The 14,526-nt window shown below is 43.9% G+C and carries 12 protein-coding genes and 1 pseudogene; 6 read left to right on the plus strand and 7 right to left on the minus strand.

The window, feature by feature from the left end:
* Positions 1 to 65 precede the first annotated feature (65 nt).
* From psbV2 to QUA42_RS10355, 4 genes are all read left to right on the plus strand, one after another.
* Positions 66 to 566 (plus strand): photosystem II cytochrome PsbV2, encoded by a 501-nt coding sequence (gene psbV2, locus QUA42_RS10340; protein WP_333137211.1) that lies wholly within the window; start codon positions 66 to 68, stop codon positions 564 to 566.
* 125 nt (positions 567 to 691) lie between these two features.
* Positions 692 to 1,030: a cytochrome c6 PetJ gene (petJ, locus tag QUA42_RS10345; protein WP_333137212.1), complete on the plus strand. Its 339-nt coding sequence runs from the start codon at positions 692 to 694 to the stop codon at positions 1,028 to 1,030.
* A gap of 421 nt (positions 1,031 to 1,451) precedes the next feature.
* Positions 1,452 to 2,465 (plus strand): CHAD domain-containing protein, encoded by a 1,014-nt coding sequence (locus QUA42_RS10350; protein WP_333137213.1) that lies wholly within the window; start codon positions 1,452 to 1,454, stop codon positions 2,463 to 2,465.
* Between the two features lie 226 nt (positions 2,466 to 2,691).
* Positions 2,692 to 3,774, plus strand: a complete 1,083-nt coding sequence (locus QUA42_RS10355; RefSeq protein ID WP_333137214.1) for a hypothetical protein — start codon at positions 2,692 to 2,694, stop codon at positions 3,772 to 3,774.
* Between the two features lie 189 nt (positions 3,775 to 3,963).
* On the opposite strand, the gene QUA42_RS10360 is transcribed toward QUA42_RS10355, so the two are convergent.
* From QUA42_RS10360 to QUA42_RS10375, 4 genes are all read right to left on the minus strand, one after another.
* Positions 3,964 to 4,461 carry a 2TM domain-containing protein gene (locus QUA42_RS10360; RefSeq protein WP_333035588.1) on the minus strand — a complete coding sequence of 166 codons (498 nt, stop codon included), beginning with the start codon at positions 4,459 to 4,461 and terminating at the stop codon, positions 3,964 to 3,966.
* 169 nt (positions 4,462 to 4,630) lie between these two features.
* Positions 4,631 to 5,467, minus strand: a complete 837-nt coding sequence (crtA, locus tag QUA42_RS10365) for a cyanoexosortase A (protein ID WP_333137215.1) — start codon at positions 5,465 to 5,467, stop codon at positions 4,631 to 4,633.
* Positions 5,468 to 6,500: 1,033 nt separating this feature from the next.
* The gene (locus QUA42_RS10370) at positions 6,501 to 7,172 is read right to left on the minus strand and encodes a PEP-CTERM sorting domain-containing protein (RefSeq protein ID WP_333137216.1); all 672 of its coding nucleotides are present in this window, start codon (positions 7,170 to 7,172) and stop codon (positions 6,501 to 6,503) included.
* A gap of 368 nt (positions 7,173 to 7,540) precedes the next feature.
* The gene (locus tag QUA42_RS10375) at positions 7,541 to 7,822 is read right to left on the minus strand and encodes a hypothetical protein (RefSeq protein WP_333137217.1); all 282 of its coding nucleotides are present in this window, start codon (positions 7,820 to 7,822) and stop codon (positions 7,541 to 7,543) included.
* Between the two features lie 862 nt (positions 7,823 to 8,684).
* On the opposite strand from QUA42_RS10375, the pseudogene QUA42_RS10380 reads away from it, so the two are divergent.
* A pseudogene (locus QUA42_RS10380) lies at positions 8,685 to 8,915 on the plus strand (DUF255 domain-containing protein); the annotation flags it as partial.
* Between the two features lie 8 nt (positions 8,916 to 8,923).
* On the opposite strand, the gene QUA42_RS10385 reads toward QUA42_RS10380, so the two are convergent.
* Complete coding sequence (locus QUA42_RS10385; protein WP_333137218.1) at positions 8,924 to 9,070, minus strand: hypothetical protein; 147 nt, start codon at positions 9,068 to 9,070, stop codon at positions 8,924 to 8,926.
* Between the two features lie 221 nt (positions 9,071 to 9,291).
* Positions 9,292 to 10,866, minus strand: coding sequence for an outer membrane protein assembly factor BamB family protein (locus tag QUA42_RS10390; RefSeq protein WP_333137219.1), 1,575 nt, complete (start codon positions 10,864 to 10,866; stop codon positions 9,292 to 9,294).
* Between the two features lie 127 nt (positions 10,867 to 10,993).
* On the opposite strand from QUA42_RS10390, the gene QUA42_RS10395 reads away from it, so the two are divergent.
* Positions 10,994 to 13,081 carry a thioredoxin domain-containing protein gene (locus tag QUA42_RS10395; protein WP_333137220.1) on the plus strand — a complete coding sequence of 696 codons (2,088 nt, stop codon included), beginning with the start codon at positions 10,994 to 10,996 and terminating at the stop codon, positions 13,079 to 13,081.
* Positions 13,082 to 13,355: 274 nt separating this feature from the next.
* On the opposite strand, the gene QUA42_RS10400 is transcribed toward QUA42_RS10395, so the two are convergent.
* Positions 13,356 to 14,444, minus strand: a complete 1,089-nt coding sequence (locus QUA42_RS10400; RefSeq protein WP_333137283.1) for an ABC transporter ATP-binding protein — start codon at positions 14,442 to 14,444, stop codon at positions 13,356 to 13,358.
* Positions 14,445 to 14,526: the final 82 nt, after the last annotated feature.

A 14,526-nucleotide genomic window follows, 5' to 3' on the forward strand; every position in this document is an offset into this window, starting at 1 on the left:
TCTAACATCTGAAATCTAAAATTTACCTCCTGCTCATTGATTATCGCAAAAGGTTGTAGTCCCTCATGCTGCGTCGTGGTGCTTTTGTCTGCTTTCTGTTGGGGATGTTAATTATTTTGCCACTCGTGCTGTGGGCTCCTCAACCTGTTTTGGCTGCTGCCGATTCTTACGTGAATAGGTATTTACAAGCCAGCGAACCTGTGCCTCTGGAGTTGGACTCTGAGGGACATACTCGCTTGTTTTCGGCTCAGGATTTGTCTGCGGGCAAGGTATTGTTCGAGCAGAATTGCCTCAATTGTCACGTCGGAGGAGCTAATTTGCCCGATCCGACGATATCTCTGTCTTTGGCTGACCTCCAGGGGGCAACGCCTCCCCGCAACAACATCAATAGTTTGGTGGCGTATCTGAGAGAACCGATGGCTTATGACGGTACTGAGGAGACTTTTTGGTGCCGCCAAGTGCCGGAAAGCTGGATGCCGCAGGCTGAGATTGAAAATTTAGCGGCTTTTGTGATCCGGGCTGCTCAAAAAGCTCCGGGCTGGGGCGTGGAGAATTTTGAGAGTTGAACTGCCACTGCCAAAAAGTGGTAAATTACTCGGAAGAAGGCGATACGAGTGTGCGATCGCGCCTGTTTTAACAGGTAAAATATCTAAAGAATCACCCTTTGCGTGTCCATTAGAGGAGAACTGCGTTGAAAAGACTCTTATCGATCGCCCTGTTAGCGATCGCAATTTTTACCGTCGGCTTTGGCCGCCCTGCTTTGGCAGGAGATGCCGCTAACGGAGCTAAAATCTTTAGCTCGAACTGTGCTGCTTGTCACATCGGTGGCGGCAACGTGGTTATGGCCATGAAAACCTTGAAAAAGGAAGCTCTTGAGAAGTACGGTATGAATTCTCTGGAAGCTATTACCACTCAGGTAGCTAAGGGCAAAAATGCTATGCCTGCTTTCGGCGCCAAGTTGAAGCCCCAACAAATTGAGGATGTAGCAACCTACGTGCTCTCGCAATCTGAGAAAGACTGGAAAGGCTAAACTGCCTCTTTGAAGTCGGGCAGCCGAGGCGGGTTTGATTTAATTTAAAACTTGTCCTCCCGATCGCACCCTCTCTCACCCTTTGGCGAATAAATATCGGTTTGCAGCGATCTTAACCTATTGGGGAAAGCGCGCCAGAAATCCAATTTTTATTAGCTCAAGGGCGAGGGAGGGTAATTCTATTTTAAATTTTAGATTGAAGATTGAAGATTGAAGATTGAAGATTGAAGATTGGAGATTTTAGATTGAAGATTGGAGAGAGCTTCATGCTGATTTTGTATCAATTGTCAAGCACTTTATATTAAGATTTATTCGGGTTGCGCTTCCTAAATTAAAAGTGTGTGCTAGGATATAACCCCTGATTAGCAAAGCTTTGAAATCGAGATTAAAGTCGATCTGCAAAGTGGAATCTACACCTGCCATGAACGTAAAAACATCAGCAAAAGTTAAAACTCAAGTTAAAACTCTCGGAGACGCTGCATCTGGAGCGATTGAGAAATATTTCCGCAAAAGTGTAGCACACGAAGCTGAAGTTATCAAAGACAAAGACGCGGAAGAACTTCATCAAATGCGCGTGGGATTGAGACGTTTGCGATCGGCTGTGACTGGTTTTGCTCCGGTTTTAGATTGGCCAAAAGAGGCTTCGGAAAGCAAAATTGGTAAGGTGGGGCGGATTCTGGGAACGCTCAGGGATTTGGATGTGATGCTCGAAAGTCTCCAAAACCGCTATTACCCGAATTTGCCGACTGACGAACAGGAAGTTTTGGATAAGGCTTTGTCGAATTTGCTCAAACACCGCCACCGGGCTTTAAAAGGGGTGAGGGCGATTTTAGAACACAAAAGCTACGAATCGCTGAAGCAGTCGATCGAGGATTGGCTGGAAAAACCGAAGTTTCACGCGATCGAACATTTGCCAATTGCTGAGGTTTTGCCAGATTTACTGTTACCTCAAGTCAGCGAGTTTTTCCTACATCCGGCTTGGCTGTTGGGTACAGAATATGAAGATGGCAAAGTTAAAGTTGTTGATGATTTAAATGCTGAGGCTGTCGAAGAGAAATTAGCAGCCGAGGGAACTATTCTGCACGATTTGCGGAAGCAAGCGAAGCGGGTTCGCTATTTGATGAATCTGTTTGGGGATTTTTACAGCGAGACTTACGAAGTTTATGTCGAAGATGTGAAAGCTATTCAGGAATGTTTGGGCGATATTCAAGACAGTGAAGTTTTAGGCGAGTTTCTGACAGATTTTGTCGATCGCGATCTGAAAAAAGAGTTGCCGAAGTTGGCGGGTTTGTTGGCCGAAAATCGCTACGCAGCTTGGCAAAAATGGCAGGTTTTGCAACGCAGGTATTTGAATTCGGAAATGCGGCAAGGTTTGCGATCTGCTTTAATTCATCCTGTGGTTGAAGATGCGGCTAAGCAAGATTCGCCGCAGTAATTTTAGTGGGTTTGCAGTTAAACTTGGGCGCACTTTGGGTGCAACTGCAAGCAACACAGAAGTAGCTCGTTCTAATTAAACGTAAGACGCTTTATACTAGCGGTACCCTACCCCCTGCTCTTAAAATTTTGATTGACTATGTTAAAATTCAGTGGCGGCGGGGAGAGTCCCCCTCCTGTCAAGATTTGGGCTGAAAGTAAACAAAATTTTACTCTGAAGAAAAAAAATGAGTGACCAACTTAACAAACCTCTGGAAATATGGATCAATGAAGATTTACTACTTCCTGGAGTACGCCCAGCCCCACTGCTAATGCACCTCAGCCCGCCGGACACTAATCCACAGTTACAGTTTTGGAATTTGCTCAGGGATAAATTACCGGAGCTAGTCAAGATTCACCGATTTACAGACTTGGCAGATGCAGGCAAGATTGTGGTAACTCCACATTTTATTTCAAGTTATTATGGCCTTCATAAGGAAGCTGAATTACATAAATTCCGGCGCCAAGTATTAGGATCAAAAAGGACGCTCGTCACCTTTGCAAACTGTTTGGAGTGTCAGGCTTATCCAGGAGAAATCTTGTTTGCCTCGGCAACTTACCGTGATAAAAAAGAAAAATCTATACCCACACCCCCATGGATTTATGACCTGGGAGAGAAGGTAAATATGCCAAAACCATCAATACCTACTGTCGGTTTTGTGGGAAATGTTGAATATCCCTCCCGACTAAATACCTTGATATTACGTTATATTAAATTTTCGGATTCTATGGTTAACTGGATGGCATGCAACCTTTTTGTTAATCGTAATTTGAATTTGGGAATGCGAAGGTTGATTGCACGATTAGTCAGAAAAAAAATAATTAAAGAAGTGCGAAAAGCAAAAAATCTACAAATATCTGTGATTGAAAGAAAGGGAGATTTTTTTAGTCTCCCAGTGGAAGAAAGAAACCGCCAAAGAGCCGAGTATATCGAAAATATCGAGAATAATGCTTATATCTTGGCGATGAGGGGAGACGATAATGGCTGTTACCATCTCGGGGAGGTGATGTCAGCAGGGAGAATTCCGGTTTTCATTGATACCAATAAATCGTTACCGGAGTTGAGAGGTATGAAATGGGAAGATTTTTGCGTGATCGTTCCTTTTTCGGAAGTGCATCGGATTGGAGATTATGTCCAAGCTTTTCACGATAAACTTTCGGATGACGATTTTGCTGAGGCCTGCCGGAAATCTCGCGCTGCTTTTGATCAGCTACTCCCTCACAATTTTGTTCTCAGGAGTTTGGAAATAATTGCCAAAAGTACGAACTAATGATGTATAAAAATGGCGAGAGAAGGGCAGCTAAGAATGTCGGAGCTAACTTAAATATCGGATAAAATTACAGCAGTTATTAATCATTTCCCCCATTTTTTTCCGGCATAATAGTTATCTTTTGCTAGTTATTTGTATGCGCGGTAGTTGATTTGAAGAAAAAGCTATCGCTTTTTTCTTAAGAGAAAATCACGACTGCAACCACTTCATAAACTTATTCGTCGCAGTACCAATAGACTCTCCGACTTGTTTCTTCAACCGCCACCGCTGAAACGCTTTTTCGTAGTCTTCTCCTTCAGTTTGATAAACATTCCAAGCATTTAGCGACAATCCCAATCCCCACGTTAGTAAAATGAACAGTGACCAAGAAAGCTCGTGCGCTCCTGCTAGATTAAACAAAACTAAAAAAGTATTGATAATGCCGTACTTTGTTACATTTTTCTGCAATTTGCGACGACGGAAAGTGTTGAAAACCAGCTTTTCTTGAAATTCTCCTCTAGTTGCTAACCATTGCTGTTCCGCCGCTACAATATCCTGTTCGGAAATGCCCAATTCCGCTGCAATCTCGAAAAGCTGCACTCTGGATAATTCCCCCTCATCCTGTCGCCGCGCGATCGCAAGCTGTAAAATACCTTGAGCATCCTCTGAACCGTAAATTTGATTTATTTGACTTTCATTTGTCGCCATAACAGGTTTCCTATAATTTCTGACATCCTTTCTATGATAGATATAGACGCCGTTAAACGACAGGTAGTGACATTGGCGGATTTCAACACCCGGAGATTTGAGTGAGCGAGACCCCTGACTCTGGGTGGAGAAATCGAAGAACCCATATATTTCCTCAAAGTGCAACTAATTAATTTCCCGCACTTTGACTAAGTTTGCTATCTCGTTTCAACATAAATTGATAAAATATCCCAAACAACACCACCGCAATCATTCCCACTACTAAAGAACCTTCACCCTCATGCCAATATTTAAACAAATCTAGGCGATGAGATGCAACTAACAATGCCATTCCCGCCACTCGAAAAACATTAATAATAAAACCACAAATGACAGCGACACCTATTACCAAAGCTTTATTTTGTTTAGTAGGAAACATCAACAAACAAACTACAGCTAAACCTAATAAGTAATTCATTGCCTCTATACCCGAACAACCCCCATTTACCAACACCCTTCCTGTCGGTAAAGCAACATAATTACCGTCACGTGTTACATCAAAACCGACATACCACAAAGAATAATAAGCAAATTTAGCAGTAAGCGAGGTAACAAAATCCACTAAAGGTAACGTAATGACACTGGGGGTGCCATGAAAAAATAGTATTACCAATTCACGCCAATATAGTTTTAAGTTCTGAAAACCTACCGCAATTAGGCTCAAACCTAAACCAGACAAAAAAGGTGCAAGTCTTAAAAAATGATCAAACTTACTGGAAATCCCAGCACTTTTAAATAAAATAAAAGCTATTAATAGCGTCCCTGCTACTCTCGATAATAAGTCACTTTTTATCTCACTCTGTTTGAGAAGATGGTGGTTGTCCCAAAGCAGGGAACCCACAGCGAACCAAAAAACTATACTCATCCAAAAATGAGCAACATCACCCAGTTTCCACAGGAGTGTCATATTCAGAGTTACTAAAGCTGTGGCGATAATGATGAGCCAAAAAAGTTTTCTCTTGAACATTTTAGATATTAGTTATTAGTTGATTGAGGAGAGCCATGCTGGGGACAGTTTTTGATTGCAAACCCTAGAATAAGGGTTTCCCGGCGATTCGGCAATCGAAGTACCAACGGAAAATCTAGGGTTTCAGACTAGGAACTAAAAACAGTCCAGACTCTTGTTAGATCATATCATAAAAATAGTAGGTGATGTGGACAACTCAGTAGATTGAAGCCCTCCTACGGAAAGGAATCGGGGATTTTAAAAGCCGTAAATCTGGGAGATGATGTTAGTAGACACTCGGGAATTTGATGGAGGGTGAGACTCAGAGGCCACGCATAGCTCAGCATTAGGACACCTATTGAAAAGACTGCTACTGGAAATGATTTGTTGGATGCCTAGCGCTTACTTACTTGGCCCCTGTAAGCAAATACTAAAAAGGGAGTGAATCAACAAAAATTAAAAATAAGTAGCCTCATTGAGGGTGGGATTTCTTGAGAGTAGACGCAATTAGCACCGCGCATGGTGTGACACTGAGGTTTGAGTAAATACGGCTGAGCGAGTTAGAGTTCGAGCCATGCTCAAGGGTGATTCTCTGCTTTTCAAGAATCTCAGTGTCTTTATAGCAATCCTAAATCATTTGTGAATTTCTTCCTCAGAGCGGGTTCGGGGTGGGTTGGGGTGCGGTAAAAAATTTACGACTCCTGCAAGGATTGGTATATATCGAAAATGCTTCAGAAACAGCCTTACGGTAGTTCTTAAATGCGCTGTCTAGGGGGATTTGACTGAGATGGGGAGCATCTCACTTTTGCAGCAAAGCTAGAAAGGGGAGCCAGGAGCTAGGAGAAAAGAGGAAGAAGGAAGGAGCCAGAAGAAGTGTTTTTACAACAAATATGAGATGCTCCCTTGAGATAGGCTTTCAAGTCTCGGGTTTTCACGGTGGCGCGCTATCAGATACTAAGAAACCTGGTTTCTTGGTGAAACCAGGTTTTTAGCTCGAACATAAAATAATTAGTTTGGCATCAAGCCAGAATCGAAAACCAGTTCAAATGATCGCCTATTCAGCTTTTTGAGCCTGAGCGCGTTGCTTTTTGAACATAGCACCAAAACCAACAGCGGCTCCAGCAGCAAGCATTGTTAAAGGTTCAGGAGTAGCTTCAGTGTTGCTAGTGCTGATGGTGCTGATGTAAGAATCGCTTTTACCACCTGGTAAGGCTTGAACGTGCAAACCTAATTTTAAGGCACCGGTATTCAAAGCGGAAACTACGTTAGCATAATTTCCAGTAAACCTCACGCCCAAACTTTCGCTACCTTGGACAGCCCATTTATTACCACCACCATTATCCCTTGTGAAGGAATAGTCTGTGGTGAAGCCAGTACCAGCTTGAGGCAATTGATCGCTACTAGCACCACCAGTAAAGGCTACATTGCCAGTGTTATTAATGTTAGCGACGGCATTAGACAGATAGCCATTATCATCAAAGAGAACTTTACCGATAAACATACTAGAGGCATCAGTATTTCCCGAGTTGAATATGTTAAAAAGAACTGATGTACCCTCGTCAATTACGTCAAATGAAAAGCTATTTGCATAGGCATCTCCCGGCGTATCCCCACCAACGATATTACCAAAGCTAAAGGCAGAGGCAGGTGCTGCTGAGACTGCACTAACAGCGGCGACACCGGCAACAGCTAAAATAGATTTGACTAAGTTTAATTGGAATTTCATGGTTGACACCTTTATTTTTTAAGTTGACTGGAAGCAGGTTTTTTTCCTTCACATATTCAATTTAAACCGAAGCACAAGTTAATGCAAGTAGGTTTGATAAAGATTCGATGAAGATTGAGAATACGCTGATTGGATTTAGGCAAAATGCCTAAATTGATGGCTTCTAGCTAGCTCTTTCCTATGGCGTGCATCAAAAAATAGGGGTGCTGCCACCCGGATTTTACTCCTGACTTTTCTCTCTTTCAAAAAGCTATAACCCACCTTCCTAACCTGAGTTTTCACACAGCATAATTACGGACAAATGTGTTTTAAAGCTCTAATTTATGCCCTTAAAAAGTTTTTTATCCGTTAATGTACGGTATAAAAGTTTAAGTGCTAGCTTGATTGCTGGGTAAAAATAGGTAATAACCGATGGTGACAGTTGAAGCTGCGGAATCTGGACTATAACTCAGGACAAAATCTTGGATCATATTCGGTGCGTCGATTCTCGCTTTCGGATTCAGCAACCAGCGCCATTTAGACTTATATGTTGCACCATTATCAAGAACCCGCTCTCCGGCCCGTTCCACAAAGAATGAGTTTTCTTGTGGGGAGTAGGGGTTGGGCAGGAGAGGCCGCCCAAAACAGGCTTGTTGATCATGGTGCAACATCTCAGTTTAGAGACCAATGGTTTCGGTGGTCGTTATTATCTGTGACGCCGGAACTTTGGCCAAGTAAAGGGACGACTCGACTTTCTGGGACATAGTTTTCGGAATACCTCTACCGTCAGGGCTGTTTCATTCTCACGGAAACCAGCTTTTTGTACGGGTCGTGCCCAGAATGCCGACCAGACCCATCCAGGATTTGTTAGGCATTTGGTGGGATTGGGGCAGCCACTCTTTGCTGCCCCTACAAGAGAATGAAACTGTCCTGCGTCTACCGTAGAAGGCGCGGTGGTCGTTATCTAAAAATGTTGGGACTAATAATTCTATTTCTGGGTCTGCTTTCGCTAAAAATTGGTTAATATTATTTTTCCGAAAAAGCTCGATTCCAAGATTTAACGGGTGATAAGCAAGTAGAAATACTTGACGCAGTAAGAGTTTGAGTAGCTTGTCATCAAAAAAATGTGTGTGTGCGATCGCTAATTTTTAGACTTTTTGCAGGGTCTAATCAGGATTGTTCGTGTTCGCTACCATCAAAATGGTCAATAAACTTGTGATAATTACTACTCTATTGAGGGAGGTTCAAGAGCCTAAACCCTCTAACTATCAAGGTTTAAGCGGGTTTCTCACTCGTCAATTCCCAGATTCAGTTTGGCACTGTTTGAGGACAGCAGGAGGAACCGTCGCAGTCAGCTAAAATTTTCCCAGGAGTTGATTGAAGGTTCTCCGACATGATCGACTAATTTGACATATAAATGATCAGCGCTCATCTGAAAACAGGATTATCAGCAACAACTCAGCTAAAACATCTGGCGCTAAACTGCTAGAGAACTGACAAGCTGACCCAGCAAAGGTTCAAGTGGATTTGATTATGGTCAACCGTCTTGCTCAATCCCAAACCCTTTATCGGCGAAAACACGCCAAAAATCCGATCGACTGGTGGGTCTGGTGCGACGAAGCCTGAGAAAGGGCCCGCAGGGAAAATAAACCGATTTTTCTTTCAATTCGCTACTGTAGCTGCAACTGGTTTAGGGTGATGGAAGGTGAAGCATTTTGCGATCGCGCCGTCCAATACATAAATTCGCACTTTATACCGATAAAAAGCGCTTTTCACTGTCCCACCTGTTTCTTCAACCGCCGCCGCTGAAACGCTTGTTCGTACTCTTCCCCTTCAGTTCGATCGACATTCCCAGCATTCAGCGACAATCCCAAGCCCCACCTTCGTAAAATCAACAGCGACCAATCAAGCTCGTGCACTGCTGCGATATAAATCCTAAATAAGGCGTAAATTTTTTACCCCACCCTAACCCTCCCCTTACTAACGGGAGGGAGTAAGAAATTCACAAATGATGCGAGGATTGCTATAACAGGTTTCCGATAAGCGCAGTTAAACGGCAGGTAGTGGCATTGGCGGATTTCAACATCTAGAAAATGAGGATGCGATCGCACTTCCGACAGTCGCCAAGACTGTAGGTAGTTCACCCCAAAGTATACATCCAGCCATCCCTCGCGCAAATCCTCACAATTCCGTCCCAAACTACAGGCGTCGCCTCAAAGGACAAACCCGGCTTAAATCTCCCCGATTCTATTACTTTCAAACGGTAAAACTCCCCTTTAGCATTTTTCAAAGCATTCTGATCCCCCGACTTCGCTCTTTCCCAATTCAAATTGAACAAATAAACACCGTTGTATCCCGCACTGATCAGTTTATTGCCATCGGTAAAAATCGGAGTCGAAATTGAAGAACCAATCGCTTTTTTAAAGACTATTACCGGAGTATCGTAAGACTGGTTTCGCCAAGGCACAGAAGTTTTTTTACCTGTAATCATATCTTGGGAACCGATGTACAAATTGCCGTCGAGTGCATTTGTGGCAAACAGCGCCGGAAACTCCCCTGAATTGTACTCGTCATTCAACGCCACCGAGCCAATTATCCCGCCTTCCCAGCTAGAAACTCGGCGATTTCCAGTCGGCAAAAACCATTCAACACTGGCATTCGGTTCCTTGTTTGGATTTAACTTCAGCACTCCGCCGTTGCCCTGAATGTATTGTTTCTCAATGGCACAAAACAGTTTACCTGATTTAGAAATTACAGCACTTCCGTCCAAATCAGAACCTGTATAGAAATCCCAGACTATCTTTTTAGTTTCAATGCTAATACCGTAAATATGACCGGAACCAGCAGCTATAAAAATTCTATCTTTGAGCCTTGATGGCGATGATTCCGCTACCAAGTTGCCGCGGTGCTTGCTGATATCTGCTGCTGCATAAAGCTGTACTTCCGACAAGATATTGGGCTGCTTGATGCCTTGTTTGATTTTTGCATTGCTTGTGGAACTATCGAGAAAATAGCCGATCGCATTTTCCCCCGCATTGAACAAAACGCCACCGCCGAGATCCAAAGCGCTGCTGTCATTATCCCGGCTGTAGCTGGGCGTTTTCCTGATGTCTAATTTCCAAAGTTCCTTGCCAGTTCTAAAAGATATTGCCCTAAAACTCGGCACGACACTTTTGCCACCACCCCCACTGCGGCTGCCTTGCAAAATCACAATTCTGTTTTCAGCGCTCCCTTTTTCATCGATATAAATTGTTGATGATCCTTTGATTACATCATCAAATTTATAGCGCCAAACTTCTTTATTGGTAGCAATATCTATTTTTCGCAAATTGTGGTCATAAGCACCTATAATTAAATAAGTTTTTCCCCCGTCTCTGGTAATTGTCGGCTGTCCTGTCCAACCGGCACCGCTCCAAAATACAGACCGCCTTCCCAGAAAAGTCCGGCCGCCGCCTAGTTGAAATTTGTCGATTAAATTCAAGCTTTTCGGAACACCTCTGCCGTAAAAGCGGCGCTTGTCATTACCTAAAAATGTTGGGACTAATAATTCTATTTCTGGGTCTGCTTTAGCCAGAAAATTGTTAAGATTAGTTTCTACTAAAGCTTGTTCCGAGGATTCAGTTTGGATCAGTTTGATAACAGCAGGAGGAACAGCAGCACTCAACAAAAATTGTCCGAGCTGTTGATTGAAGGTTCTCCGAGATGATAAGCTCATATTAAATCGATATACTCAGCCATAATATTAAAACATAATTATCAGCAACAACTCAACTAAAACATCTCGCGCTAAACTGCTAGAGGACTGACAAGCTTACCCAGCACGAGTAAAAGTATATTTGATTATGGTCAACCGTCTTGCTCAATCCCAAAGCCTTTACCTGCGGAAACACGCCGAAAATCCGATCGACTGGTGGCCCTGGTGCGACGAAGCCCTAGAAGCGGCCCGGAGCGAAAATAAACCGATTTTCCTGTCAATTGGGTACTCTAGCTGCCACTGGTGTACTGTGATGGAAGGGGAAGCATTTTCCGATGGCGCGATCGCCGAATACATGAATTCGCATTTTATACCGATAAAAGTCGATCGCGAAGAACGCCCGGATATCGACAGCATTTATATGCAAACCTTGCAAATGATGACCGGTCAAGGCGGTTGGCCGCTCAACGTTTTTCTGACTCCAGACGAGCGAGTTCCCTTCTACGGAGGCACTTATTTCCCTGTAGAACCGCGCTACGGACGGCCGGGATTTTTAGAAGTTTTGCAAGCAATTCGCCGCTTTTACGACACAGAAAAAGGCAAAGTAGAATCCTTCAAAGCAGAGATTTTAGGCAACCTCCAACAGACGGCAGCGCTGTCAGGAGTAACGGCAGAATTAAATCGCGAAATCTTTCAAAAAGGCTTAGAAATCAACACCGGAATTGTTGCCGGCCACAACCCAGGCCCCAGTTTTCCGATGATACCTTATGCTGAACTAGCACTGCGGGGAACCCGATTTAATTTTGAATCAAAATACGACAGCAAACAAGTCTGCACTCAGCGCGGATTAGACTTAGCATTGGGCGGCATTTACGACCACGTAGCAGGCGGATTTCACCGCTACACGGTTGATGCGACTTGGACGGTGCCACACTTTGAAAAAATGCTTTACGACAACGGTCAAATTGTTGAGTATTTAGCGAATTTGTGGAGTGCGGGAATACAAGAGCCTGCTTTTGAAACTGCGATCGCGGGGACAGTAGAATGGTTGAAGCGAGAAATGACCGCGCCAACAGGCTATTTTTATGCCGCACAGGATGCTGACAGCTTTAACACTTCGGAAGAACTTGAACCGGAAGAAGGAGCATTTTATGTCTGGACTTATGCCGAACTGGAACAACTGTTAACGGCTGAGGAACTAACGGAAATAAAAGCACAGTTTACTGTTAGTCGCAGCGGCAATTTTGAAGGTCAAAATGTATTGCAGCGCCGCCATCCGGGAAAACAGAGCGACACGGTAGAAACGGCTTTGGCTAAACTCTTTGCTGTTCGCTACGGTGGCAATCCCGAGACTGTAAAAACCTTTCCGCCAGCCCGCAACAATCAAGAAGCTAAAAACGACAGTTGGCCGGGTAGAATTCCCGCAGTTACGGACACGAAAATGATTGCTGCTTGGAATAGCTTAATGATTTCGGGTTTGGCCCGCGCTGCGGCTGTTTTTGGAAATTGGGAATATTTGGAATTAGCTGTGAAAGCTGCTAATTTTATTTTAGAAAATCAGTGGACGGATGGCCGATTTCAGCGGTTGAATTATGACGGACAATCTGCTGTAACCGCGCAGTCGGAAGATTATGCTTTGTTTGTGAAAGCTTTGTTGGATTTGCATCAAGCGAGTTTGACTTTAGGAAACGGCGAAGAGGCAAAACAGTTGCCGAACTCTCAGTTTTGGTTGGAGAAAGCTGTGCAGGTGCAAGAAGAGTTTGATGAGTTTTTGTGGAGCGTGGAATTGGGAGGGTATTACAATACTGCTAAGGATGCTAGCGGAGATTTGTTGGTGCGGGAACGCAGCTATATAGACAATGCAACTCCGGCGGCGAATGGAATTGCGATCGGTTCTTTGGTTCGTCTCGCACTGCTGGGCCCGAATTTAGAATATCTCGATCGCGCGGAGCAAGGTTTGCAAGCTTTCAGCAGTATTGTGCAAGATGCTCCGCAAGCTTGTCCGAGTCTACTTTCGGCGATCGACTGGTATCAGCATTCTACCCTGATTCGCACGTCACCAGACCAGATTTCCGGGTTGATTTCGCAGTATTATCCGACTGCTGTCTGTCAGATTGAGGCTGATTTGCCTGAAGGTGTTATCGGGTTAGTTTGCGAGTGTTTAACTTGCAAGGAACCTGCGAAAAGTCAAGAGCGACTGTTGGAGGAAATTTTGCAAAGTCAAACGCGAGTTTAGCACCAATACTGTCTATATTATTGAACCGCGAAGACACGAAGGAAGAAGGAGGAAGCAGAAGTAAGAAGTAGATTATCTTCTACCGGGAAGGAATCGTATCTTCAGTCTGCCCCTCAATCTTCCAAAATCTCAACTAAGTCTTCTACTGTCATGTAGCTTGGACTTAACCTTACGGGTTAGACGGTGCTTGACGACCGTAGCGATAGTTAGACTTCGGACAGTACCTAATCTTACTCTGTCTGCATAATCTCAGTGGCTTCAGCCCGCTTGAGTGTCAAACGATGTAGATACTTTCCGGCGGCACTGCGACTCGAACGCTGTCGCCGACTTGGTGTCGCTGCAAGTCATCTCTGTGCAAGTTTTGTCGGCGAAGGGCGATCGAACTTTTAGCAGTCAACCGCACCGTATAGCGCGTATCAGTGCCAATATAAATAGCCTCTTCTACTATTCCCGGCCAGCTATTTTCATCGTCATAATTAGCCGGATAAATAGCAGCTTTTTCTGGACGCAACACCAGGGTGACAACTTTGCCAGCGGGCATATCTTCTGCTGTCGCAACTAACACTGGCAACTGCTGGTCAACCAACACGATTATTTTACCGTTTTGCTTTTCTACTACTCGACCACTTAAAAAATTGCTGTCGCCAATAAAATCAGCAACAAACCGCGTTTTAGGATATTCATAAATATCAACAGGCGTGCCGACTTGTTGCAGCTTTCCTCCATCCATCACTGCAATTCTGTCCGACATCGTTAGCGCTTCTTCCTGATCGTGAGTTACATAAATAAACGTAATTCCCAATTTTCGCTGCATTTTTTTTAATTCTAATTGCATCTCTTTACGCAATTTCAAATCCAGCGCTCCTAGGGGTTCATCCAATAGCAAAACAGACGGCTGTTTGACTAATGCTCTTGCTAATGCTACTCGCTGCTGCTGTCCCCCTGACAGTTGGCGGGGATAGCGTTTTCCTACCTCGGTTAACTGTACTAATGCTAAAGCATCAGCAACGCGATCGCGAATTGTTGTCTGAGGCATATTCTCCATTTCCAACCCAAAAGCGACATTTTGTGCTACTGTCATGTGCGGAAATAAAGCATAGTTTTGAAATACCGTATTTACTGGGCGGTGAAATGGCGGGCGATTTTGCATCGGTTGGCCGTGAATGTAAATTTCCCCGGCTGTGGGAATTTCAAAACCAGCGATCATTCGCAAAGTTGTAGTTTTGCCGCAGCCAGAAGGGCCGAGTAAAGAAAAGAATTCTCGATCGTAAATTTTTAGGTTGATGTTATCTACAGCTAAGAAATCTTTACTGCGGACACTTTTAAATATTTTGGAAACTTCTAAAACCTCGACAGAGTGCATTGTGTTAGTATGTGTGAGTAATAAAAATTTGAGTTCGAGTCCCGTTAAACTGATATCTTGCACCATTCTCAATTACTTGTTT

The organism is Microcoleus sp. Pol11C2, from assembly GCF_036701505.1.
Taxonomy (GTDB): Bacteria; Cyanobacteriota; Cyanobacteriia; order Cyanobacteriales; family Microcoleaceae; genus Microcoleus.